At 60.6% G+C, this 22967-nt stretch carries 20 protein-coding genes and 1 pseudogene; 10 read left to right on the top strand and 11 right to left on the bottom strand.

What is annotated here, in order from left to right; translation table 11 throughout:
* Window positions 1–65: 65 nt before the first annotated feature.
* Complete coding sequence (locus CEC48_RS23565) at window positions 66–2135, bottom strand: AsmA family protein (protein ID WP_088425935.1); 2070 nt, start codon at window positions 2133–2135, stop codon at window positions 66–68.
* A gap of 368 nt (window positions 2136–2503) precedes the next feature.
* Between CEC48_RS23565 and CEC48_RS23560 the strand changes: the two genes are divergently transcribed.
* Together CEC48_RS23560 and CEC48_RS23555 are read left to right on the top strand one after the other, a co-directional pair.
* A complete protein-coding gene (locus CEC48_RS23560; RefSeq protein ID WP_088425934.1) occupies window positions 2504–2872 on the top strand; it encodes a hypothetical protein in 369 nt (122 codons plus the stop codon).
* A gap of 151 nt (window positions 2873–3023) precedes the next feature.
* Complete coding sequence (locus CEC48_RS23555; protein ID WP_088425933.1) at window positions 3024–3656, top strand: TetR family transcriptional regulator; 633 nt, start codon at window positions 3024–3026, stop codon at window positions 3654–3656.
* A 1-nt stretch (window position 3657) separates the two neighbouring features.
* Here the strand turns inward: CEC48_RS23555 and CEC48_RS23550 are convergent, their stop codons facing one another.
* On the bottom strand, window positions 3658–4146 hold the full coding sequence (locus CEC48_RS23550) for a C40 family peptidase (protein ID WP_088425932.1): 489 nt from the start codon (window positions 4144–4146) through the stop codon (window positions 3658–3660).
* Between the two features lie 337 nt (window positions 4147–4483).
* Between CEC48_RS23550 and ureE the strand changes: the two genes are divergently transcribed.
* From ureE to CEC48_RS23525, 5 genes and pseudogenes are all read left to right on the top strand, one after another.
* The gene (gene ureE / locus CEC48_RS23545; RefSeq protein WP_088425931.1) at window positions 4484–4984 is read left to right on the top strand and encodes an urease accessory protein UreE; all 501 of its coding nucleotides are present in this window, start codon (window positions 4484–4486) and stop codon (window positions 4982–4984) included.
* Entirely contained in the window at window positions 4981–5655 is a 675-nt protein-coding gene (locus CEC48_RS23540; RefSeq protein ID WP_088425930.1) for an urease accessory protein UreF, read from the top strand. The genes ureE and CEC48_RS23540 overlap by 4 nt, the downstream gene beginning before the upstream one ends.
* 38 nt (window positions 5656–5693) lie before the next feature.
* Entirely contained in the window at window positions 5694–6308 is a 615-nt protein-coding gene (gene ureG / locus CEC48_RS23535; protein WP_088425929.1) for an urease accessory protein UreG, read from the top strand.
* Between the two features lie 24 nt (window positions 6309–6332).
* Window positions 6333–6899, top strand: a pseudogene (locus tag CEC48_RS23530) (HupE/UreJ family protein); the annotation flags it as partial.
* An 80-nt stretch (window positions 6900–6979) separates the two neighbouring features.
* Window positions 6980–8101 carry an AGE family epimerase/isomerase gene (locus CEC48_RS23525; protein ID WP_088425928.1) on the top strand — a complete coding sequence of 374 codons (1122 nt, stop codon included), beginning with the start codon at window positions 6980–6982 and terminating at the stop codon, window positions 8099–8101.
* 110 nt (window positions 8102–8211) lie between these two features.
* On the opposite strand, the gene CEC48_RS23520 is transcribed toward CEC48_RS23525, so the two are convergent.
* The 9 genes from CEC48_RS23520 to CEC48_RS23480 form a co-directional block, all read right to left on the bottom strand.
* Window positions 8212–9117, bottom strand: coding sequence for a cation diffusion facilitator family transporter (locus tag CEC48_RS23520; protein ID WP_088425927.1), 906 nt, complete (start codon window positions 9115–9117; stop codon window positions 8212–8214).
* Between the two features lie 224 nt (window positions 9118–9341).
* The gene (locus CEC48_RS23515) at window positions 9342–10109 is read right to left on the bottom strand and encodes an SDR family oxidoreductase (RefSeq protein WP_088425926.1); all 768 of its coding nucleotides are present in this window, start codon (window positions 10107–10109) and stop codon (window positions 9342–9344) included.
* A 789-nt stretch (window positions 10110–10898) separates the two neighbouring features.
* Window positions 10899–11615: an ABC transporter ATP-binding protein gene (locus CEC48_RS23510; protein WP_003217439.1), complete on the bottom strand. Its 717-nt coding sequence runs from the start codon at window positions 11613–11615 to the stop codon at window positions 10899–10901.
* Window positions 11612–12487, bottom strand: coding sequence for an ABC transporter ATP-binding protein (locus tag CEC48_RS23505; protein WP_003217442.1), 876 nt, complete (start codon window positions 12485–12487; stop codon window positions 11612–11614). Before CEC48_RS23505 ends, CEC48_RS23510 begins: the two co-directional genes overlap by 4 nt.
* Window positions 12484–13761, bottom strand: a complete 1278-nt coding sequence (gene livM, locus CEC48_RS23500) for a high-affinity branched-chain amino acid ABC transporter permease LivM (protein ID WP_088425925.1) — start codon at window positions 13759–13761, stop codon at window positions 12484–12486. The genes CEC48_RS23505 and livM overlap by 4 nt, the downstream gene beginning before the upstream one ends.
* Before the next feature lie 2 nt (window positions 13762–13763).
* A complete protein-coding gene (locus CEC48_RS23495) occupies window positions 13764–14678 on the bottom strand; it encodes a branched-chain amino acid ABC transporter permease LivH (RefSeq protein WP_088425924.1) in 915 nt (304 codons plus the stop codon).
* Window positions 14679–14832: 154 nt separating this feature from the next.
* The gene (locus tag CEC48_RS23490) at window positions 14833–15969 is read right to left on the bottom strand and encodes a branched-chain amino acid ABC transporter substrate-binding protein (RefSeq protein WP_088425923.1); all 1137 of its coding nucleotides are present in this window, start codon (window positions 15967–15969) and stop codon (window positions 14833–14835) included.
* 376 nt (window positions 15970–16345) lie between these two features.
* Window positions 16346–17629: an FAD-binding oxidoreductase gene (locus CEC48_RS23485; RefSeq protein ID WP_088425922.1), complete on the bottom strand. Its 1284-nt coding sequence runs from the start codon at window positions 17627–17629 to the stop codon at window positions 16346–16348.
* A 168-nt stretch (window positions 17630–17797) separates the two neighbouring features.
* Window positions 17798–19288, bottom strand: coding sequence for an aldehyde dehydrogenase family protein (locus tag CEC48_RS23480; RefSeq protein ID WP_088425921.1), 1491 nt, complete (start codon window positions 19286–19288; stop codon window positions 17798–17800).
* Window positions 19289–19442: 154 nt separating this feature from the next.
* Here CEC48_RS23480 and CEC48_RS23475 point away from each other — a divergent pair, with 154 nt between their 5' ends.
* The 3 genes from CEC48_RS23475 (at window position 19443) to nadE (ending at window position 22611) form a co-directional block, all read left to right on the top strand.
* Complete coding sequence (locus tag CEC48_RS23475; protein ID WP_088425920.1) at window positions 19443–20339, top strand: LysR family transcriptional regulator; 897 nt, start codon at window positions 19443–19445, stop codon at window positions 20337–20339.
* 226 nt (window positions 20340–20565) lie between these two features.
* Entirely contained in the window at window positions 20566–21780 is a 1215-nt protein-coding gene (gene pncB / locus CEC48_RS23470; RefSeq protein WP_076018037.1) for a nicotinate phosphoribosyltransferase, read from the top strand.
* 3 nt (window positions 21781–21783) lie between these two features.
* Window positions 21784–22611, top strand: coding sequence for an ammonia-dependent NAD(+) synthetase (nadE, locus tag CEC48_RS23465; protein WP_088425919.1), 828 nt, complete (start codon window positions 21784–21786; stop codon window positions 22609–22611).
* Window positions 22612–22967 lie beyond the last annotated feature (356 nt).

Below are 22967 nucleotides of genomic sequence, written 5' to 3'. Positions count from 1 at the left end.
TCTTGACTGATCTAGCGCCTTCGCGAGCAAGCCCGCTCGCACATTTTGGTTCGCGGTTTTGTCAGCTAGCCCTTCACTGTTTTAGGGGCCTTGCCTTCCTTCATCTGTTGCAGCAACGGCGCACACTGATTCGGCTCATCGCCGCTCGGTGCCACCAGCGCCAGCAAGCCTGCCGCCGGCCCGGCAATCAAGCCCAGTGCAACCATGCCTGCACCACGCAACATCAACGGCACCGCCTTCACGCCAGCATTGGGCTTGATAAACGGCCCATTGACGTACAACGGCGAACGCAGGGAAAACAGGCGGAAGCCTTTGGACTCGGGCGTGATGGTCAGGTCCAACTGCTCGCTCGCCATGTTCGCCGTGCCATCGATGTAGATGATCGCGTTCTCGGTATCGAACACAAACAGGCGAGTCGTCGCCAGGCCGGACTTGATGCCGAAGTCGGCTGCCGCGCAGTTGATCTTCACTTCCTTGTCGCCAAACAGGCGCCCGACCACGTAGTTGCCTACGTTAAGCCCGGCGATTTCCATCAGGCTGCGGCTGATGGCGCCGTCGTTGATCAACATCTTCAGATCGCCATTCGAGGTGCCCAATAGCGCCGCCACGGAATTGCCACGCCCGGAAATGTCCGCGTCACCGTTGAGCTCACCAAAGCTGGTTTTCATCGGTTCGAAGGTAGGGAACAGCTGTTTGAGCTTGAAGTTGCGGGCGGTGAGTTTCGCCTGGCCCTCCATGGGTGTGGTGCGCCCGTTGAGGCGAATCTGCGCGTCGAGCTTGCCACCGGCCACGCCGAAGCGCAGGGGCTCCAGGCTCAACTGGCCGTCGTTCAGCACCAGGTGCGTGTAGAGGTCGGTGAACGGCAAGTCGGCACTGTGCACGATGCGCTTACCGGTGAATTCAACGTCGGCGTCCATGTCGCGCCAGCGCTCGGTGCGGAACTCCTCCACCGGCAGCACTTTGGTTGCCGGCTGCTTGCTTTCGCCGCCACGGGCTTTTTGCTTGGCATTGGAGTCTGCGCCAATCAACGGTGCCAGGTCGGTCATCAACAGTTGGTTGGAGACCAATGCACCGGTGAGTTTGGGCCGTGGCTGGCTCGCGACGTAGCCGAGGTTGCCGTGGATATCGCTGTTGCCGATCTTGCCGTTGAAGTTCTCGTACTGGAACGACGCGCCGTTGGCCTCATGCAGCTTGGCGGTCAGGTGGCCGTCGGTGGAGTAGGCGGGCGAATCCGGCAGGGTCACGCCGGTGAGCGGGTACAGGTTGCCCAGGCTGCTGCCGGAGAGTTTGAGGCGCAGGTCGAGCGCGCCGAGGTTCATCGGGTCGGTCAGGGTGCCGGCCAGCGCGATGCTGGTGTCGCCGATCCGGGCCTGGGCTTGCAGCGGGAACGGCTTGGCCGCGTCCTGCAGCGCCAGCAGGCCACCGATCTTGCCGGTGCCATCGAGTTTCTGACCGTGGTACTGGCCTTTGACCTTTAGGCCAAACGCGTAATCCTGCGGCGCGGAGCCTTTTTCCAGGGCCTTCTTGGCGTCGGCATCACCGACGATCTCGCCGAAGGGGATCGGCTTGCCGAGCATGTCGATCACCACGTCGAGTTGGGTCTTGAGGGTTTGATCGTCGAGGGTCACGTGGCCTTTGTCGAAGCCGATGGCGCCGATGTCCACCACCCAGCTGGACGGTTCGGCATTCGGATCTTTAGGGTCAAATTTGAAGGTCCAGTTGGCGCGGCCATCGGCCAGGCGCTGCAACTGCGCACTCGGTTCGGTGAGGTCGATACGCGGGATCACCACGCGCTGGGCCAGTAACGCCAACGGTGAGATACGCAATTCCACACGCTTGAGGGTGACCATCTGCGGGGTTTTCGACCAGTCGGGGTTGCCCAGGGTCAGGTCTTCGGCAATCACATGCGGCCACGGAACCCAGGCGCGCCAGCCGCCTTCATCGGGTTCGCGCTGCCACACCACCGCCAGGTTGCCGTTGATGGCAAACGGTCGGTGCAGCTCTTCGGAGACCTTGGCATTGAGCGGCGGCTTGATCCGGTTCCAGTCAAAGAACACCAGGACCAACACCACAATGGCGATTAACAAAACGAAGCTGGCGCAGCTCCAGGCGAGAATTTTACGAGTGCGCGTCATTGCACAGGACTCCAGGTTACGACTGAGCGGGCGCGTTACGGCGCACGTTTTGACTACAGCTTATATGGCTACGACTGACAAACGGCACGGGGGTTTAACCCCAACGATGAATTACCCGTAAAAACCATCTTTCCTGACCAACCAGACAGCTTCAATCATCGACGACGCACCGTTGTTACCCACGATCGTGTCGAAAATACCCACCACGGTGCAAAAGCGCGGGCTTGAGACCTGCGAGATAGAGCCTTCGCAGGGAACAATCAATTCTGTTGATTATTACCATTGTGTTTATGAACTTTTATATCGACTTATCAAGAGTAGCATTAGTCCTGTACCCACTTTATCGCCCTCCCAAGGAGCAACCCATCATGAAACGCCAATTACTCGCAAGCTTTGTACTTTCCGTCCTGGCCACCAGCGCATTTGCCCTGCCAGCTGCTGAACAGGCCACCCCACAAGTGAAAGCCGATGCTTCCCATGTCAGCCAAACCCTGGCTCGCAGCGGTGCTTCGGACAAGAACAACACCGACTACAACGGCAGCATCACTGAAAACGGTTCGGACAACGCCAACAAACGCGCTTACACCGAAGGCGTTGTAGAAAACGGCCGCAATCGCCTGGAACAGAAAGGTCTGGTTGAAGGCGGTGCTGAGCAAGCCAACGAACGCGCCTACGCAGGTTCCGTAGCTGAAGGCGGCGCTGACCGTCTGGAAGAACTGCATCAAGCACAGAGCTAAGCCCGTGCTGGCCCTGGAAAAAAGCCCGATCACCCGATCGGGCTTTGACTTTGTGTGAACCGCAACGCCCTTCACCCTTTTGAAGTTCGACGCTGGCAAAGCTGATTTGCTAGAGTGCGTCGCTGTCCTTGTCCACAAAGCCCGCCTGCCAATGCTGCCCCGTGCCGAACAGAAGCAACAGACCCGACTCGCCCTGATGGACGCAGCCCGCCATCTGATGGAGTGTGGCCGTGGGTTCGGCAGCCTGAGCCTGCGTGAAGTGGCCAAGACCGCCGGCATCGTGCCCACCGGTTTCTACCGTCATTTTGCCGATATGGATCAGTTGGGCCTGGTATTGGTCAGTGAAGTCGGCCAGACCTTTCGCGCGACAATTCGCCTGGTACGCCACAATGAATTCGTGATGGGCGGCATCATCGATGCCTCAGTGCGGATTTTCCTCGATGTGGTCGCCGCCAACCGTTCGCAATTCCTGTTCCTGGCCCGTGAGCAATACGGTGGCAGCCTCGCGGTTCGCCAAGCCATCGGTGCCCTGCGTGAAGACATCACCAGCGACCTTGCCGCCGACCTGACCCTGATGCCCAAGCTCCAGCACCTGGATGCCGACGGTTTGCAGGTGATGGCCGACCTGATCGTCAAGAGCGTGTTCGCCACCCTGCCCGATATCATCGACCCGCCCGCCCAAGCGCTGCCTGCGCACCTCACGCCTCAAGCCAAAATCACCCAGCAACTGCGCTTTATCTTTATCGGTCTCAAGCACTGGCAAGGCCTGGGCAGCACCGAATAACTCAGCGCACGGCGTGAAAACGCTTGGCGGTGGTGTAGTTCTTCGTCCAGTAACTGTTGGCCAGTGAATCGATGCGCACGCTTTTGCCCGTGCGTGGCGAGTGAATGAACTTGCCCTCGCCTATATAAAGGCCGACGTGGCTGACCTGGCCGCGCCCATTACCCCTGAAAAATACCGCATCACCCGGTTGCAACGCATCGCGCTTGACCGTGGCTGCCGTTGAGCGGTGCATCGCCACGGTGGTGCGGGGCAGGTGAATATTGGCTTCGGTCTTGAACAGGTACACCAGGAAGCTGCTGCAATCGAACCCCTGTTTCACCGAGGTGCCGCCCATTTTGTAAGGCGTGCCCAACAGCGCGTGGGCACGATCGATCACGTTGTCGATCGACGGCGAAGTATCGAATGAGACCGGGCGCTGGAAATTGGCCGAGGCGGATGAAATCGCCATCGACAGGCTGACAATCAATAAACAGAAAAATGACTTGTACATGGTGGAAACCGCTGAGGATTAAATACGGAGCGGAATCCTAATGAAACGGCGCGTAACACAACGCACGACGAATCCTGCAAGTGCGTAGGAAAAGTCTTAAGCGACCAAAACTCACAAAAGATGAAAGAAATTTCATGCGCGGCGCGGTGGAATTCAACGCCGAGCGCCCGAATCCGGTGCTATAAATCCACTGACGCACCAAAATGGAACATTTTGGAATAATTTCCTGCGCCATCAGGTGGCACATGCTGCCTGCCTAAAGGGAATTTCCACTCCTCGCGTGGTTGGCAAGACCCTTGCTCTAGCTTGCTTATCGCTCATAGCTGGAAGCTTTCTGATGCTGGTGATCCACCGCCGAATCGCCCCCGAACCCGTCTGGGCCGCCGAGTTGCTGCTGAACTTCGAAGCTCGCAGCAAAAGCCGCCTGCGCTGTTTCAGTGCTGACGGAGAAGACGTCGGCCTGTTTCTGGAGCGCGGCCAGCCACCGCTGCACGATGGCGAATTCCTACAGGCCGAAGACGGACGCGTCGTACGCGTGTGCGCCCGCCCTGAACAACTGCTGCACGTCACCTGCAGCAATGCCTTTGAACTGACCCGCGCCGCCTATCACTTGGGCAACCGTCACGTGGCCCTGCAAGTGGGTGACGGCTGGCTGCGCCTGCTCGATGACTACGTGCTCAAGGCCATGCTCGACCAGTTGGGCGCCACCACCGAAACCATCGAAGCGCCGTTCCAGCCGGAACACGGCGCCTATGGCGGCGGCCATCATCATTCCCGCCATGGCGACGAAGACTTCAACTACCCGCCCAAGCTGCACCAGTTCGGCGTACGTCTATGAACCCAGCCTGGGCGCTGTTGCGTCTGGCCAGTCCGCAATTGCCGATTGGTGGCTATAGCTATTCCCAGGGCTTGGAGATGGCCGTGGAGCAAGCCCGCGTGACCGACCCGGCGAGTGCCGGGCGCTGGATCAGCGATCAATTGTTGCTCAACCTGGCGCGCTTCGAGGCGCCGCTGTTGCTCGCGCACTGCAAGGCCGCCGCGGAACAAGACTGGCCGCGCCTCGCGCAGTTGTGTGAAGAACACCGCGCCAGCCGCGAAACCCGCGAGCTGTACCAGGAAAGCCGGCAGATGGGTTATTCCCTGCACCAACTGCTGAACGGCTTGCCGGAGCTGGATGAAACGGCGCGGGAGTTTCTTGCGCAGCGATCCGAACCGCACCTGGCCCTGGGCTGGGCGCTGGCCGCCCGCGCCTGGCAGATCAGCCCCGAGGATGCCCTGGCCGCCTGGCTGTGGAGCTGGCTGGAAAACCAACTGGCCGTGCTGATGAAAACCCTACCCCTGGGCCAGCAAGCCGCCCAGCGCCTGACCAGTGAACTGCTGCCACTGCTGCAACAAGCCCAGCAGAGCGCCAGCCAACTTGACCCCAATCACTACGGCAGCGCCGCCTTTGGCCTGTCCCTGGCGTGCATGGCCCATGAGCGCCAGTACAGCCGCCTGTTCCGTTCATAGGGCCTCATACGTTGGCGCCCCTTATTTTGGAGAATCACATGAACACACAACCCCTGCGCGTCGGCATCGGCGGCCCGGTCGGTTCCGGCAAGACCGCCCTGACCCTGGCCCTGTGCCTGGCCCTGCGCGATCGCTACAACCTGGCGGTGGTCACCAACGATATCTACACCCGCGAAGACGCCGACTTCCTGGTGCGCAACCAGGCCCTGGCGCCCGAGCGCATCATCGGCGTGGAAACCGGCGGCTGCCCGCACACCGCGATTCGCGAAGATGCCTCGATCAACCTCGAAGCCGTGGACCAACTGAACCGGCGCTTTCCCGGCCTGGACCTGATCCTGGTGGAGTCCGGCGGCGACAACCTGTCGGCGACCTTCAGCCCGGAGCTGTCGGACCTGACCATCTACGTGATTGATGTGTCGGCCGGCGACAAGCTGCCGCGCAAAGGCGGACCCGGGATCTGCAAGTCCGACCTGCTGGTGATCAACAAGATCGACCTCGCGCCGATGGTGGGTGCGTCCCTGGAGCTGATGAACAGCGACACCCAGCGCATGCGCGGCGGCAAACCTTTCGTCTTCAGCAACCAGAAAACCGGCGTCGGCCTGGAAGAAATCGTCGCCTTCATCGAACGCCAGGGCCTGCTGACCGCAGCCTGATCAACCCCAACAAGGAGCCTGTCCATGCGCCTCAATACACTTTTCGCTGCCGCAGCATTGCTGCTTACACCCGCCCTCGCCTTCGCCCACCCCGGCCATGGCGACAACGGCCTGGTGGCCGGTATCAGTCACCCATTGAGTGGCATCGACCATTTGCTGGCAATGGTCGCCGTGGGCCTGTGGGCCGCTCAACAGAAAGGCGCGGCACGCTGGGCGCTGCCTTGCACCTTTGTCGGCACCATGTTGATCGGCGGGATGTTGGGCTTTGAAGGGCTTGAACTGCCGGCGCTGGAAAGCGGGATTGCCGCATCGGTGCTGGCGCTGGGCCTGGCGGTGGCGCTGGCGGTACGGCCGCCATTGTTCGTGGCGGTGGCGGCGACTGCGCTGTTTGCGCTGTTCCATGGTGTGGCTCATGGTTTGGAGCTGCCGGACATGTCCAGCCCTTGGGCGTATGCGGCTGGGTTTGTCGGTGCGACGGCGGTTCTGCATGCGGCAGGTTATGCCGTGGTGCGCTTCCTGCCGGCGGCTGCAGCGCCGTTGGTGCGGGTTGCCGGTGCCGCTTCGGCGGCGACTGGGGTTTGCTTGCTCGCGAAGGCGGTCTCAAAGCCAACATCTATCCCAAGCCTGATACCATGTCGCGCAATCACCCCCTGCCGTGACGACGCCAGCCGATGCCCATCGCTCCAAGCTCCGCCCTCAAGCCTCAATTGACCGCTGTGTTGACGCATTTCAACGACCTGATCGTGCCGCTCTGGCAAGGCCCGGGCTGGAATGCCGACCTGGCGTTGCCTTATGAAGCCCTGGACGCCGACCATCGGCCATTGCCCCCGCAACGCTACCGCGCCATGGCCTGCGCACGGCAGTTGTACCTGTTCGCCAGCCTGATCGGCGAGCCCGGTGCAGCCTTTGCCGAAGAGCGCGCGGCGGCGCTGTTCCGTTCACTGCAGCGGCACTTCCACGACGCCGAGCACGGCGGCTGGTTCTACAGCATCGACGCCCACGGCAAGCCGCTGGATAAACGCAAAGACCTCTACACCCACGCCTTCATCATCTTCGCCTGCGCCCACTATTGGGCCAAGGTGCGTGAATCGCTGGTGGAGTCGGTGCTCGATGCCGCCCTGGAAGTGGTCGCCGAACGCTTCGCCACCGGCGACGGCCTGTACGAAGCGGTGCTGGAACGTAATTGGTCGTCGCTCAAGTCCGGCCCCCTGCAAAACCCGTTGATGCACCTCGCCGAAGGCTTCCTCGCCACGCTCGCCGTGCGTGAAGACGCCATCACCCAAGACGCGTTGCTGGACCTGGCGAACGCCATGCAGAAGCGCTTCATCGACCGCCAACACGGCGTGATGATGGAGAAACCGCTGGGCGCTGTGGATAACTGGTTTGAGCCGGGGCACCAGTTCGAATGGTTTTTCCTGCTGGAGTCTTCAGACTTGCTGCGCGGCACGCCATTGCACACATCGCTGAACAAAGCGTTCGCCTATGCCGAGCAAAAGGGTGTGGATAACCTGACCGGCGCAGTCAGCGGCATGCTGGCCCTGGACGGCACCGTACGCGACGGCACCCAACGTATCTGGGCCCAGGCCGAGTACCTGCGGGCGCTGACCTTGCGGCCCAACAGCAACGCGGTGCTGCAACGCCAATTGCTGGCGCTGCAACAGCGCTTCCTGCACGACAAAGGCTGGAACGAATGCCTGGATGCCAAGGGGCAAGTGAGCCGACGGGACATGCCGTCGACCACGCCTTACCACTTGGCCACGTGCTACCGGGGGTTGGTCGAGTATCTCGGCTGACTTTCAGGACCTCTTCGCGAGCAAGCCCGCTCCCACAACTGACCGAGTTTCACCTTTGGAATGGGGTCGAATGTGGGTGCGGGCGTGCTCGCGAAGGCCTCACCACGGTGTCAGGCAATCCATTTGCGATCCCCGGTAAAACTGATCGTCAGCCAGCGCGCCGCGTCCGGCTTGCCCAGTCCTGTGGATATTTCTTCGCGCAGCGCGTCCAGGGTGGCGACGTTAGCCACCGGGAAATCTGCCGGCAGCACCACATGAATCTCGATAAACCGCGCCCGCCCGTGCTTCTGCACGTAGGACACGTAGTCGTCGAAACCATGTTTGGCCTGGGCCGCATCCATCACTTCGCGCACCTTGCCGTCCAGTTGGTCCGGCACAATCCCCAGCACGTCGCGTAGCGCCGGGCGCAGGATCTTGAAGGCCGGCGCCAGCATGCTCAACGCCAGCAGGATCAGGATCAACGGGTCGACATACACCGCCCATTGCCCATAGCCCTGGGACTTGAGCAACAAGGCGGCCAGGAAGCTCACCAGCAGCCCCACCGACAGCATCGCGTCCACCAGCCAGCTGATGTTGTCGAACTGGATCAGCGACGACTTGAGCGTGCGATTGCGGTAACGCACGTAGAAGAAATAGGCGAATTCGACGACGGTGAACACCGCCGCGTAGATAATCACCAAACCCAACTCGATATCGCGCCCGCCATTGATAATGCCGAACACACCGTTGAGAAACGCATAGATGGCGATCAACAGCAGGAAACTGCCTTCGATCAACAGCACCATGGGCTCCAGGTGCCAATAGCCGAACTGGAAACGTTCGTTGCTTTTCTTGGCGATCAGCTTGGCCGTGATCAGCATCAACACCTTGATGGCGGTGGCGATCAGCGAGAAAAAGCCGTCGAATAAAATCGATTGGGCGCCCGACACCACACCCGTGACAATCCCGGCGATCGCTACAGCGAACATCAGAATCGTCGATTGTTTGAGCAGCGACTGCTCACCTCGGTTACTCACATATCCTCCTGTCAAAACCTTTGAACCGCACAACGCGGCGGGGTTTTCAGGGGTGGAGTGTACCTTATGTCCTGTTTTGGCCGATTTGCCGCATTTTCCAGGCTGACAAAAAACCTGTGGCGAGGGAGCTTGCTCCCGCAGGGGCGCGGAGCGGCCCTGGCTTTTTTGGGGCCGCTTCGCAGCCCGGCGGGAGCAAGCTCCCTCGCCACAAAAGCTTGCCGTACTTAGCCCTTGGCACCCCGCTCAATCGCAAACCCGGCCCAGGTCTGGCTCACCGGCATCAGTTCCAGGCGATTGATGTTCACGTGCGCCGGGGTGTTCAGTACCCAGAAGATTGTGTCCGCGATGTCCTGCGGCTGGATCGGCTCGGCACCGGCATAAGTCGCGTCATAACGCGCCTGGTCACCGGCAAAGCGCACCAGCGAGAACTCGCTTTCGCACAAGCCCGGCTCGATGTTGGTCACGCGCACGCCGGTGCCTTGCAGGTCGCAACGCAGGTTCAGCGAGAACTGTTTGACGAAGGCCTTGGTGCCGCCATACACGTGGCTGCCCGGGTACGGGTAGCTGCCGGCGATGGAGCCGAGGTTGATGATGCCGGCGCCACGGCCGTGGGCGATCAGGCGCGGCAACAGCAGGCTGGTGGTGGTCAGCAGGCCCTTGATGTTGGTGTCGACCATGGTTTCCCAATCGTCGAGGCTGCACTTGGGCGCAGGGTCGGTGCCCACCGCCAGGCCGGCATTGTTGATCAGCCCGCGCAGCGTGGCGAAGGACGGCGGCAGGTTGGCGATCGCCTCTTCCATGGCCTTGCGGTCACGTACGTCCACCACCAGGCCGTGCACTTCGGTCTGCTTGGAAAGCTCGGCGCACAGGGCGTTCAGACGCTCTGCGCGGCGACCGGTGAGCACCAGTTTCCAGCCGGCCTGGGCAAAAAGCCGGGCACAGGCTTCGCCAAAACCCGAGGTCGCGCCAGTAATAAACAGCGTATTGGACATGGTGTTCTCCTTGCAGGGCTACGAGGTAAAAAATCAGCCAGCAGAATGCCCGGCTGCCGGGCTGGCGGCAACTGATACGCGCTGTGGACAGAGGTGAAGGCTGTTCATACTGTACAAAATTCAACCAACCACGCGCAGCCCATGGAAACCGTGGCGTGCAGCCATGTGCGCGCACCTTATCCACAGCCCCGTCCACAGTCTTTGGGGGCAAGTGCAAAAGCTGGAAGCCGCGGTATACAAGGCTTTCAGCACGATTCAAAAAGTTTTTTGCTTGACCTTGGCCAAGCCGTATGTAGCCCGGTTCAAAACGGTGCAACCAGGACGATGGCTCCAGGCCAGTCATTCCGGCCTCTGCGGCACTCTTTCCAGAGTTTAGTCACAGACTTATCCACAGGCCGGAGTGACATATTCCGGTCATATACCTGTGTCTTTAAACAGGTTGACAAAACCCTCGGGGGGTCGCGAAAAAGTCACTGATCAATAAACAACCACCGCGCTACAAGCCACGAAAACAAAGGCCTCCAGCCAGCTACTCCCACGTTACCCACAGCCGGTTCCACAGTGGTTGGGGACAAGTCAAAACTGTGACAAAACAGGGATTTGCGGCGGCTATATGTCGCGCTTTGGCAGGTGCCTGGATTTGTTGTCCACAATTTCAGGAAAGCCTGCAGGCGACGCAAAAAAATGTGGGAGCGGGCTTGCTCGCGAAGGCGCAGTGTCAGTCTATACATGTGACTGATACACCGCCTTCGCGAGCAAGCCCGCTCCCACATTGGACCTGCGAACGACTTAATGCCCGCCGAGGTAGGCGTTACGCACCTCCTCATTCACCAGCAGCTCCTTGCCGGTGCCTGTGAGGCGAATCTCGCCGTTGACCATCACGTATGCCCGGTCCGACAAGCGCAACGCATGGTTGGCGTTCTGCTCCACCAGGAAGATGGTCATGCCGGTAGACGCCAGCTCCCGCAGCGTGGAAAAGATCTGCTTCACCACAATCGGGGCCAACCCCAGGCTCGGCTCGTCCAGCAGCAACAGCTTGGGCCGGCTCATCAGCGCGCGGGCGATGGCGAGCATCTGTTGCTCACCACCGGACATGGTCATCGCCCGCTGGTTACGCCGTTCCTTGAGCCGTGGGAACAGCTCAAACATGCGCTGCATGTCTTCGGTGGCGAACTTGTCGCCAATCGGGATGGTGCCCATCAGCAGGTTTTCCTCGACAGTCATGTCGGGGAACACCCGCCGCCCTTCCGGCGACTGCGCAATGCCGTTGGAGGCGATGTAGTGCGACGACTTGTGGGTAATGTCGACACCGCGGTAGATGATCTGCCCGGACTCGGCCCGTGGCTGGCCAAAGATCGACATCAGCAGCGTGGATTTACCCGCGCCGTTGGAGCCGATCAGGCTGACGGTTTCGCCTTCATTGATGTGCAGCGAGACTTTCTTCAGGGCCTGGATCGGGCCGTAGAACACGTCCAGGTCTTTCAGTTCGAGGATTGGCTCACTCATACCAGCTCCTCTTCATCAGCGCCCAGGTAAGCCGCGATCACCTTAGGATCGTTGCGGATCGCTTCCGGGCCGCCTTCAGCAATCACGTTGCCGTGGTCCAGCACCACGATGTGGTCGGAAATACTCATCACCATGCCCATGTCGTGTTCGATCAGCACCACCGTCAGGTCGTGTTCGTCGCGCAGCAGGCGAATCATCGCGCTGAGGGCTTCGGTTTCCTGCGGGTTGAGGCCGGCGGCCGGCTCATCCAGGCAGATGATCTGCGGCCGGGTGCACATGGCGCGGGCGATTTCCAGGCGGCGTTGTTGGCCGTAGGACAGCTCGCCGGCCAGGCGGTTGGCGCAGTCCACCAGGTCCACCACTTCCAGCCAGTAGAACGCATGGTCGAGGGCGTCGCTTTCGGCCTTGCGGTAACCCTTAGTGTTGAGGATGCCCGCCAGCATGTTGCGGTTGACCCACATGTGCTGGGCCACCAGCAGGTTCTCCACCACCGACATTTCCTTGAACAGGCGAATGTTCTGGAAAGTACGCGCCAGGCCTGCACGGTTCACCAGGTGGGTGCCGCCGAACATTTTGTAGAACACCCGGCTGACGAAGCTTTTCGGTGACACAAAGTCGGTGGCCTTGAAGCGCTCGCCGAGCAACTGGATCACGTTGGTCTGCTTGCCGCGCACATTGAGTTCGATCTTGCCGCCACTGGCCTTGTAGAAACCGGTGAGGCAGTTGAACACCGTGGTCTTGCCGGCGCCGTTGGGGCCGATCAGGGCGAAGATCGAGTTGCGTTTGACCTTAAGGCTTACATCGCTCAAGGCCTTGATGCCACCGAAGTGCATCATCAGGTGTTCCACAGAGAGGACGACTTCCTTGCTCATGGCGCTACCCCCTTGCGTGGCGTCACACCAGTACGGCTGATGCGAATCAGGCCTCGTGGTCGCCAGATCATCATCACCACCATCAACACGCCGAACAGCAGCACGCGGTATTCCGAGAAGCTGCGCAGCAGTTCCGGCGCAACGGTCAATACGAACGCGGCAATCACCACGCCGACGGTCGAGCCCATGCCGCCCAACACCACGATGGCGAGGATCAGCGCCGACTCGAAGAAGGTGAACGACGACGGGTTGACGAAGCCCTGGTAGCTGGCGAAAAACACCCCGGCCAAACCGGCAGTGGAAGCGCCAATGGTGAACGCCGAGAGCTTCACCAGCACGTGGTTGAGGCCCATGGAACGGCAGGCGATTTCATCTTCGCGCAAGGCTTCCCAGGCGCGGCCAACCGGCATGCGGGTCAGGCGGTGCTTGATGTACAGCACCAGCAGCACCACCAGGAACAGCACGATGTAGATAAACAGGAATTTGAAGTTGGGGTTGTAGTCGATGCCGAAGAACTCGTGGAACGGCACCCCGCCATCCTTCGCCTTGCGCACAAACTCCAGGCCGAAAAACGTCGGTGACGGCACCGGCATGCCGTTCGGGCCACCGGTAAACGACAGCCAGTTGTTCAGCACCAGGCGGATGATTTCACCGAAGCCCAGGGTCACGATCGCCAGGTAATCCCCATGCATTCGCAGCACCGGGAACCCGAGTATGCACCCCGCCAACGCCGCACAAATCGCCGCCAGTGGCAGCACCGACCAGAAGCCCAAACCGAGGTATTGATAACCCAGCGCCAGTCCGTAGGCACCGATGGCGTAGAACGCCACGTAACCCAGGTCGAGCAGCCCGGCCAGGCCCACCACAATGTTCAGGCCCAGGCCCAGCAACACGTAGATCAACCCGAGGATCACCACGGTCAGCAGGTATTTGTTGGCGAAGAACGGGAACACGATGGCAATCACGATCAACGCCGGGATGATCCAGCGCAGGCGCGATTTGTAGTCCGGCTTGAGTACATGCACACCGGAGCCGGTGCTTTCAAAACCCTGCAGAATCCGCAGGCCCTTGGGCGTTTGCAGGAACAGGCTCATGGCGAACCGGCCGACCATCACAATGGCCACCAGGATGCCGACGCGCGCCGGTTGCAGGTTGAAGCTGTAGCCGTCGAGGACCACGCCGACGATCGGACCGAACACGATCAGCGAAATCAGCCCGGCGAGTACCGCATCGACGACACTTTTCTTGATATCGATAGAGTAGGCAGCAGACATAGTTATACCTTCGCCACGAGTGGGCGACCGAGCAGGCCCTGGGGACGGAAAATCAGGATCACCACCAGCAGGGAGAAACTGAACACGTCTTTGTAGTCAGAGTTGATCAACCCCGAGAACAGCGACTCGGAAATACCCAGGATGATCCCGCCCAGCATGGCCCCAGGCAGGGAACCGATGCCGCCGAGTACCGCTGCGGTAAATGCCTTGATGCCGATGATGAAGCCGGCATAGAAGTCGAACGTGCCGTAGTTCAGGGTGATCAGCACACCGGCCAACGCGGCCATGGCTGCACCAATCACGAATACGTAGGAGATGACCCGGTCGGTGTTGATGCCGAGGATCGACGCCATCTTGCGGTCTTGCTGGGTCGCGCGGCACATGCGGCCGAGCTTGGTGTATTTGATGATGTAGGTCAGCAGGCCCATACCGACAAACGCGGCCACCAGGATAAATACCTTGGTGTAGGTCAACTGCACGAAGCCGGTGCCGATGTCGACTCTCCAGGCGCCGGCCAGCAGCGTCGGGATGCCTTGTTGCTTGGCGCCTTGGGCGATCTGCGCGTAGTTCTGCAGGATCAGCGAGATACCGATGGCGCTGATCAGCGGTGCCAGTCGGGTGGAGTTGCGCAGCGGTTTGTAGGCGACACGCTCGATGACCCAGCCGTAAACGCCCGTGACGACGACGGTGAAGACCAGGGTGCCAAGAATGAGCAGCGGGAAGGATTCGATGCCGAAGTAAGCCAGCAGTGCCAGACTGATCGCCGCGAGGTAAGCGGAAATCATATAAACCTCGCCGTGGGCGAAGTTGATCATGCCAATGATGCCATAGACCATTGTGTAGCCGATGGCGATCAAGCCATAGACCGACCCGAGGGTCAGCCCATTGACCAGTTGCTGCAGGAATATACCATCCATAACGCAATCTCACGCAGTGAGAGCCTGCACGAATGCGGGCTGCGCGACAGCGGGCTGAGGGCCCTGCGCAACCTGCGAACGTGTGGCTCTTCGAGGAAAAACAGGTAGGTCGCCGGCAGGCGCGGTGAAGCGCCTGCCGGGTCAGTCACTCACATTACTTCTGCTTTTCCAGCTGGTGATACTTGCCGTCCTTGTCCCACTGGTAAACCACGTAGTCGGAGACTTTCAGGTCGCCCTTGGCGTCCCAGGTCTTCTCGCCCATGACGGTTTTGACCGGGTGGGCTTTCAGCCATTTGGCTGCGTCTTCACCCTTGTTGGTCTTGGCGCCATTGAAGCCGGCGGCCAGGGCCTGGAGCGAAGCATAGGCATACAGGGTGTAGCCTTCAGGCTCGGTGCCACTTTTACGGAACTCTTCCACCACGGCCTTGCTGTCTGGCAGCAAGCGCGGGTCGGCGCCGAAGGTCATGTACACGCCATCCACGTACTGTTTGCCACCGGCGGTAGTCACCAGTTCGTCAGTCACGATGCCGTCATCGGACATGAACTTGACGTCTTTGAGGCCCGCTTCACGAATTTGGCGAACCAGTGGGCCGGCTTCCGGGTGCAGGCCGCCGAAGTACACGACGTCAGCACCGGTGGAGCGGATCTTGGTGACCAGGGCACTGAAATCTTTCTCGCCACGGGTCAGGCCTTCTTCCAGCACCGGCTTCACGCCGCGTTTGGTCAACTGCGCCGCAGTGGCGTCAGCCAGGCCTTTGCCGTAGGTATCCTTGTCGTTGATGACAGCAACTTTCTTGCCCTTGAGCACGTCGACGATGTAGTCGCCGGCCACGATGCCTTGCTGGTCGTCACGGCCGCACATACGGAACATGGCGCTCATGCCACGCTCGGTCACTTGCGGGTTGGTGGAGCCTGGGGTGATCGCGATCACGCCAGCGTCGTTATAGACCTCGGAGGCCGGAATGGTGTTCGAGGAGCAGAAGTGCCCGACCACGCCGATCACTTTGTCCTGGTCAACCAGACGGTTGGCCACAGCCACGGCCTGCTTGGGTTCGCAGGCATCGTCGCCGGCAACCAGCACGACTTTCTCGCCATTGATGCCGCCGGCCTTGTTGATGACGTCGGCTGCCGCCTGGGCACCTGTCATGTACTGCTTGCCAAATGCCGCGTTGGCACCGGTCATCGGCCCCGCTACGCCAATCTTCACATCAGCTTGAGCAAACGCAGAAACACCCAACGCCGCAGTAACGGCGAGGGCCAGGAAACCTTTCTTGTAAAACGTCTGGGACATGAGTGGTGCTCCGAGGTTTTTGTTGAATTGGCACTGCAGCTTCACTTCAAAAACTTTCAGGGAAAGCCCAGAGCAAGCGTCGTGCCATTACGTTTTTATTATTCAAAAAGACACGGTGTCATTGTTATTACAGGTTTTTGGGCGCCTTTTGATTGGACGTGCAACCGTCTAGCTCAGCCGGGTGCAACCATTGGATCCATAAAGTGCAACCCGACCGATCAAGCGCTGCAACCCGGCCATTAAAGGGCCACTCTTGAACCTGTAACAGCGTGCGTAACGGAAGTGCACATTTACAGTGCGTTACTGCTACGACTCGCACCAATACAGATTAGTAGCCGGCTAAGAAAATGCAGGCTTCTGAGCGGTATTTCGTTGATCAGATCACGATCCGCAGGCATTGGCCCGCGTGATACAGCGAAAATCCCGCCTCATATAAACAGCTGCGCAGGCCCACACCGGCCAGCGGCTGCATCGGTGCAAAGGGGATCGGCAATGCCTGTGGATTCTGGTGACACAGGTAATCGGCAAAGGCTTTGCCCACGACACTGCCAGTCGTCACCCCGCGCCCGTTGTAACCAGTGACCGCCACCAGCCCGGGCGCCGGCTCGAACAGGCGCATCAGGTGGTCCGGGGTGAAGGCGATGCATCCGGTCCAGGTGCACTCCCACTGCACGGGCTTGAGGTACGGGAAGTAGTGCTGCTGCACCCGATCGGCCCAGGCCTTGAGGAACCACGCCGGTTTCTGGTTGCCGTTGCCCAGGCTGCCGAGCAACAACCGGCCTTCGGCGTCGCGTCGGATGCTGCTGAGTACTTGGCGGGTGTCCCAGGAGCCTTGGCCGCCGGGCAGGATCTGTTGCGCGGCGTCGTCGGTCAGCGGGGCCGATGCCACCTGGTAGTAATAACCGGGGAAAAAGTTGCGGCGCAGTTCGGTCCACTCGCCTTCGGTATAGGCGTTGGAGGCGATCACCACTTGTTCGGCCTGCACCGAGCCCTGGGCAGTTTGCACAGACCAGTGCTGGCCCTGGCGTTCCAGTTGGGTGACCGGGGAATGATCAAACACTTGCCCACCGAGCCCGACGGCGGCGTTGGCCAAACCACTGGTGTAGGCCATCGGGTTCAAGGTGCCGGCACGCCGGTCCAGCAAGGCGGCAGCAATCTTTTTGGTGCCGGTGGCTTGTTCGCATGCCGCCCCGGTCAACAACTCCACCGGTGCACCGCGACGCTTCCACTGTTCTTCACGACTGCGCAAGTCCGCCTCGCCACGGGCGTTGTGTGCCATGTGCAAAGTGCCCTCGCGGCGCAGTTGGCAATCGATGTTGTATTTGTCGATCAGGCTGAACACCAGGGACGGTGCTGCGCCAAGCATGCGGTTGAGCTGGCTGCCCACCGCTTCGCCGAAACCGGCTTCGATCTCGTCCGGGGGAATCCACATCCCGGCGTTGACCAGGCCCACGTTACGCCCCGAACCACCGTGGCCGGTGCGATGGGCTTCGAGTACGGCGACGCTTTTACCTTGTTCCAGCAAGTGAATGGCCGCCGACAAACCGGTGATACCGGCGCCGATCACGCACACATCCACTTTGACCTCGCCCTTGAGCGCGGCACGATCCGGCCGGCCAGGGGTGAGTTGTTCCCACAAACACGCTTCGCGTAATGCCATTGCCAGACTCCGATGAGACCTAACAAACCACTTTCCGAATTGTAAAAACAGTCCAATGTGGGAGCGGGCTTGCTCGCGAATGCGGTGGATCAGCTAAGTATTCGTTGACTGACACACCGCTTTCGCGAGCAAGCCCGCTCCCACATTGACCTCACTTCGAGCAGAGACTCAGTCGAAGGTGATGCCTTGGGCCAGCGGCAATTCCAGCGAGTAGTTCACGGTATTGGTCTGGCGACGCATGTAGCCGCGCCATGCATCCGAACCCGACTCACGCCCGCCACCGGTCTCTTTCTCACCGCCAAACGCGCCGCCAATCTCCGCGCCGCTCGGGCCGATGTTGACGTTGGCGATCCCGCAGTCACTGCCCACCGCCGACATGAACTGCTCGGCTTCACGCACGTCAGTGGTAAAGATGCACGAAGACAGACCCTGTGGCACCGCATTGTTCAGGCGCAGCGCTTCGGCGAAATCGGTATAGCCCACCACATACAGAATCGGGGCGAAGGTCTCGGTGCACACCACATCACTCTGCTCCGGCATTTCCACGATCGCCGGCGATACGTAGTAAGCGTTGGGGAACTTGTCTTCCAACTGACGCTTGCCGCCAAACACCCGGCCGCCTTCGCTCAAGGCTTGTTCCAGGGCGTCCTGCATGTTTTCGAAGCTGTGCTTGTCGATCAGCGGGCCGATCAGGTTGCCTTCCAGTGGATGGCCGATGCGTACTTTGGAATACGCGGCCTTGAGGCGGGTGACGATTTCTTCTTTCACCGACTCATGGGCGATCAACCGGCGCAGGCTGGTGCAGCGCTGGCCAGCAGTACCGACCGCACTGAACAGGATGGCGCGCACGGCCATGTCCAGGTCAGCGCTTGGGCCGAGGATCATTGCGTTGTTGCCGCCCAGTTCGAGAATGCTGCGGGCAAAACGCGCGGCGACTTTCGGCGCCACTTCGCGGCCCATGCGGGTGCTGCCGGTGGCGCTGATCAGCGCCACGCGCGGGTCATCCACCAGCGCGGCGCCGGCATCGCGACCACCGATGATCACTTGGCTGAGGTACGGCGGCGCATCGCTGAAGTTGCTCAACACACGCTCGAACAACGCCTGGCAGGCCAGGGCGGTGAGCGGAGTCTTTTCCGACGGTTTCCAGATCACCGCGTTGCCGCACACTAGCGCCAGCGCGGTGTTCCACGCCCACACAGCGACCGGAAAGTTAAAGGCGCTGATCACGCCGACCACGCCCAGCGGGTGCCAGGTTTCACGCATGTGGTGGCCCGGGCGCTCGGAGGCGATGGTCAAGCCGTACAACTGGCGCGACAGGCCGACAGCGAAGTCGCAGATGTCGATCATTTCCTGCACTTCACCCAAGCCTTCCTGGGTGATCTTGCCGGCTTCCCACGACACCAGCTCACCGAGGTCGGCCTTGTACTCGCGCAACACGTCGCCGAACTGACGCACCAGTTCACCACGACGAGGTGCCGGCACTTTGCGCCAGGCGTCGAATGCATGCTCGGCGCGACTGACCTGCTGCTCCACCTCGGCGGCGCCTTCCCAGTGCACGCTGGCAATCCGGCTGCCATCAATGGGCGAATGCACGGGTTGTTTACCCGACTGGTACAACGCCGGGTTTACCCCGAGACGATCAAGCAATGCGGCAACCATGGGTCACTCCTTCAATCTACAAACAGAAATGTGCGCCGCCAGCTCACACGGCGATCCAGACCTTATTTGTAGCTGGCCCAAGACTTGCCAACAAACGACGATTAGGCGAGATATCATTCCGTTTATTCATGCTAAGAACAAAAAGAGGCGTGCCGTGCTCAATAAAAGACATTTGCCCTCGATCACCGCCTTGCAGTGCTTCGAAGCGGTCACCCGCCACCTGAGTTTTACCCGCGCCGCCGAGGAGCTGAACCTCACCCAGAGCGCCGTCAGCAAACAGGTCGCGCAGTTGGAAGAGTTGCTGCAGCACCTGCTGTTTCGCCGGGTGCGTCGCCGCTTGCAGATGACCCCGGCGGGCGATTTGTACCTGGTGGAAGTACGGAAAATCCTCACGCAGGTAGAGATGTCCACCCACTACCTGCGTTCCTACGGCGGCGAGACCGAGGTGCTGCGGGTGTCCACGCCCTACACCTTCGGCGCCCGCTGGCTGGTGCCGCGCCTCAAGGGCTGGCGGCTGCGCCATCCGCAGATCCACCTGGACCTGTGCAACGAACAGGAGCCGGACGAGCTGCTGCAAGGCAAGGCCGACCTGGCCTTCTATTTCGGCCAGGGCTCACGGCCCGGCACCGAAAGCCTGAAACTGTTCAGCGAAGAACTGGTGCCCGTGTGCTCGCCTGACAGCCTGCCCGCCCAGTCGTTTACCGACCCTACGCAACTGAGCGAACTGGTGCTGCTGCAAAACGCCTCGCGCCCCCAGGGCTGGCACGACTGGTTCGCCGCCCAGGGTTATCACACCGAGCACAGCTACCACGGGCCGCGCTTCGAGACCTTCTACATGTGCATCCGCGCCGCACAGGTCGGCTGCGGCGTGGCACTGTTGCCGAGGTTTCTGGTGGAAGAGGAATTGGCTGAAGGTAAGTTGGTGATCCCTTGGCAGCATGCGATGCCGAGTCAGGATGCGTATTACCTGGCGTACCCGGAGCACTCGGCGGAAGTGCCCAAGGTGCGCGACTTTGTGAAGTGGATGATGGAGCAAGTGGGGCCTGTTTGAGCGGCATCGCCTGCTATACCGCCTTCGCGAGCAAGCCCGCTCCCACATTTGAAATGCATTCCAAATGTGGGAGCGGGCTTGCTCGCGAAGGCGCCAGTGGCCACTACAACAATGCCAAGCTGAAAAAACACTGGCAAAACAACACAGGTCTATGCGCCACTAGCGCCATTCCTTAATTGTGCGTAAAGGTCGGCGCCCATCGCCGACCCGTCTGGAGATTCCCGTTATGAGCGAGAGTGTGTTTGCCGATCGCATCGTGCAGAACCTGCTCGACACCGACTTCTACAAGCTGACCATGATGCAGGCGGTGCTGCACAACTACCCGAACGTGGAAGTTGAATGGGAGTTTCGTTGCCGTAACAGTGAAGACCTGCGCCCGTACCTGGCGGAGATCCGCTACCAGATCGAGCGCCTGGCCGAACTGAGCCTGAGCCCCGACCAACTGGGCTTCCTGGAACGCATCAGCTTCATGAAGCCGGACTTTCTGCGCTTCCTCGGACTGTTTCGCTTCAACCTGCGCTACGTCCAGACCGGCATTGAAAACGGCGAGCTGTTTATCCGCCTGCGCGGGCCGTGGCTGCATGTGATCCTGTTTGAAGTGCCGATGCTGGCCATCGTCAGCGAGGTGCGTAACCGCTATCGCTACCAGACCGTGATCCTCGAACAGGCCCGCGAGCAGCTGTATCGCAAGTTCGACTGGCTGACCGCCAACGCCAGCGTCGAAGAATTGTCCGAATTGCAGGTGGCCGATTTCGGCACGCGCAGGCGCTTCTCCTACCGCGTGCAGGAAGAAGTGGTGAGCGTGCTCAAGCACGACTTCCCCGGGCGGTTTGTCGGCACCAGCAACGTGCACCTGGCCCGCGAGTTTGATATGAAGCCGCTGGGCACCATGGCCCACGAATGGATCATGGCCCACCAGCAACTCGGGCCGCGCTTGATCGACAGCCAGATCGCCGCCCTCGACTGCTGGGTGCGTGAATACCGTGGACTGCTGGGCATCGCCCTGACCGATTGCATCACCACCGACGCGTTCCTGGGCGATTTCGACTTGTACTTCGCCAAGCTGTTCGACGGCCTGCGCCACGACTCCGGTGACCCGGTGCAATGGGCCGAAAAGGCCATCGCCCACTATCACAAGCTGGGGATCGAGCCGATGAGCAAGACCCTGGTGTTCTCCGACAGCCTGTCGCTGCCCAAGGCGCTGGAGATTTTCCGGGCGCTGCGTGGTCGGATCAATGTGAGCTTCGGCATCGGCACCAACCTGACCTGTGATATTCCAGGTGTGGAACCGATGAGCATCGTGCTTAAAATGACCGCCTGTAATGGCCAGCCTGTCGCGAAGATCTCTGATGAAGCGGGCAAGACCCATTGCACCGATCCGAACTTCGTCGCCTATTTGCGCCACGTTTTCAAAGTACCTGCCCTACCCAGCAAGGAGTGAATCATGCAAGCCGTACAGCGCGAGATTGCTGAACAGCTCAAGGTCCAGCCGCCGTTTAAAGACCAGGCCGCCCTAGAGGCGGAGGTCGCCCGGCGCGTTACCTTTATCCAGGACTGCCTGCTCAATTCAGGCCTCAAGACGTTGGTGCTGGGCATCAGCGGCGGCGTCGACTCCCTGACCGCCGGCCTGCTGGCCCAGCGCGCGATGCTGGAGCTGCGTGCCGCCAAGGGGGATGAGGCCTACCGTTTTATCGCAGTGCGCCTGCCCTACGAAACCCAGTTCGACGAGCACGACGCCCAGGCGTCCGTGGACTTTATCGAGCCCGACGAGCGCCACACGGTGAACATCGGCCCGGCGGTAAAATCCCTGGCCAATGAAGTGGCGGCGTTTGAAGGCAAGGCGGCGGTCTCCCGGGACTTCGTGCTGGGCAACACCAAGGCGCGTATGCGCATGGTGGCGCAGTACACCATCGCCGGCGCGGCCGGTGGCCTGGTGATCGGTACCGACCATGCGGCGGAAGCGGTGATGGGCTTTTTCACCAAGTTTGGTGATGGCGCCTGCGACCTGGCACCGTTGAGCGGGCTGGTGAAAAACCAGGTGCGCGCGATTGCCCGGCACTTTGGTGCACCGGAATCGCTGGTGGAGAAAATCCCGACTGCCGACCTGGAAGACCTGTCGCCGGGCAAGCCGGACGAAGCCTCCCACGGCGTGACCTATGCCGAGATCGATGCGTTCCTGCACGGCGAACCGGTTCGCGAGGAAGCGTTCCGGATCATTTGCGAGACCTACCGCAAGACCGAGCACAAGCGGGTGATGCCGTTTGCGCCCTGAGGTAACTCAGCAGCTCATTGTGGCAAAAGGGCTTGCTGTGGCGAGGGAGCTTGCAGTGGCGAGGGAGCTTGCTCCCGCTGGGGCGCGAAGCGGCCCCTGAAGCCTGCTTACCGCTTTTTCTGATTCTACGCGGTGACCTTATGGGGGCTGCTCCGCAGCCCAGCGGGAGCAAGCTCCCTCGCCACAAAAGCAGCTTGCCTACAGCTCAAAAAAAAGCGCCCCGACGGGCTAATGCCGATCAGTTAAGCCCTCTTGCTTGACCTTTGGCCGCAAGAAATCAAAATCCGATGCCTGTATTGGCATCGGATTTTTTTATGCGTCTCGCTCGGGCACTGGAACTGACTCACAACATCGCC

It is taken from the genome of Pseudomonas sp. K2I15, from assembly GCF_002204795.1.
Lineage (GTDB): Bacteria > Pseudomonadota > Gammaproteobacteria > Pseudomonadales > Pseudomonadaceae > Aquipseudomonas.
The sequence above is the reverse complement of the archived record's forward strand: the minus strand, read 5'-3'. Positions and strand labels throughout refer to the sequence as shown.

Bases quoted from the DNA above. Each gene is read 5' to 3' on its own strand.
- CEC48_RS23565 (WP_088425935.1), bottom strand. From the start codon at position 2,135: ATGACGCGCACTCGTAAAATTCTCGCCTGGAGCTGCGCCAGCTTCGTT.
- CEC48_RS23560 (WP_088425934.1), top strand. From the start codon at position 2,504: ATGAAACGCCAATTACTCGCAAGCTTTGTACTTTCCGTCCTGGCCACC.
- CEC48_RS23555 (WP_088425933.1), top strand. From the start codon at position 3,024: ATGCTGCCCCGTGCCGAACAGAAGCAACAGACCCGACTCGCCCTGATG.
- CEC48_RS23550 (WP_088425932.1), bottom strand. From the start codon at position 4,146: ATGTACAAGTCATTTTTCTGTTTATTGATTGTCAGCCTGTCGATGGCG.
- ureE (WP_088425931.1), top strand. From the start codon at position 4,484: ATGCTGGTGATCCACCGCCGAATCGCCCCCGAACCCGTCTGGGCCGCC.
- CEC48_RS23540 (WP_088425930.1), top strand. From the start codon at position 4,981: ATGAACCCAGCCTGGGCGCTGTTGCGTCTGGCCAGTCCGCAATTGCCG.
- ureG (WP_088425929.1), top strand. From the start codon at position 5,694: ATGAACACACAACCCCTGCGCGTCGGCATCGGCGGCCCGGTCGGTTCC.
- CEC48_RS23525 (WP_088425928.1), top strand. From the start codon at position 6,980: ATGCCCATCGCTCCAAGCTCCGCCCTCAAGCCTCAATTGACCGCTGTG.
- CEC48_RS23515 (WP_088425926.1), bottom strand. From the start codon at position 10,109: ATGTCCAATACGCTGTTTATTACTGGCGCGACCTCGGGTTTTGGCGAA.
- CEC48_RS23510 (WP_003217439.1), bottom strand. From the start codon at position 11,615: ATGAGTGAGCCAATCCTCGAACTGAAAGACCTGGACGTGTTCTACGGC.
- CEC48_RS23505 (WP_003217442.1), bottom strand. From the start codon at position 12,487: ATGAGCAAGGAAGTCGTCCTCTCTGTGGAACACCTGATGATGCACTTC.
- livM (WP_088425925.1), bottom strand. From the start codon at position 13,761: ATGTCTGCTGCCTACTCTATCGATATCAAGAAAAGTGTCGTCGATGCG.
- CEC48_RS23495 (WP_088425924.1), bottom strand. From the start codon at position 14,678: ATGGATGGTATATTCCTGCAGCAACTGGTCAATGGGCTGACCCTCGGG.
- CEC48_RS23490 (WP_088425923.1), bottom strand. From the start codon at position 15,969: ATGTCCCAGACGTTTTACAAGAAAGGTTTCCTGGCCCTCGCCGTTACT.
- CEC48_RS23485 (WP_088425922.1), bottom strand. From the start codon at position 17,629: ATGGCATTACGCGAAGCGTGTTTGTGGGAACAACTCACCCCTGGCCGG.
- CEC48_RS23480 (WP_088425921.1), bottom strand. From the start codon at position 19,288: ATGGTTGCCGCATTGCTTGATCGTCTCGGGGTAAACCCGGCGTTGTAC.
- pncB (WP_076018037.1), top strand. From the start codon at position 20,566: ATGAGCGAGAGTGTGTTTGCCGATCGCATCGTGCAGAACCTGCTCGAC.
- nadE (WP_088425919.1), top strand. From the start codon at position 21,784: ATGCAAGCCGTACAGCGCGAGATTGCTGAACAGCTCAAGGTCCAGCCG.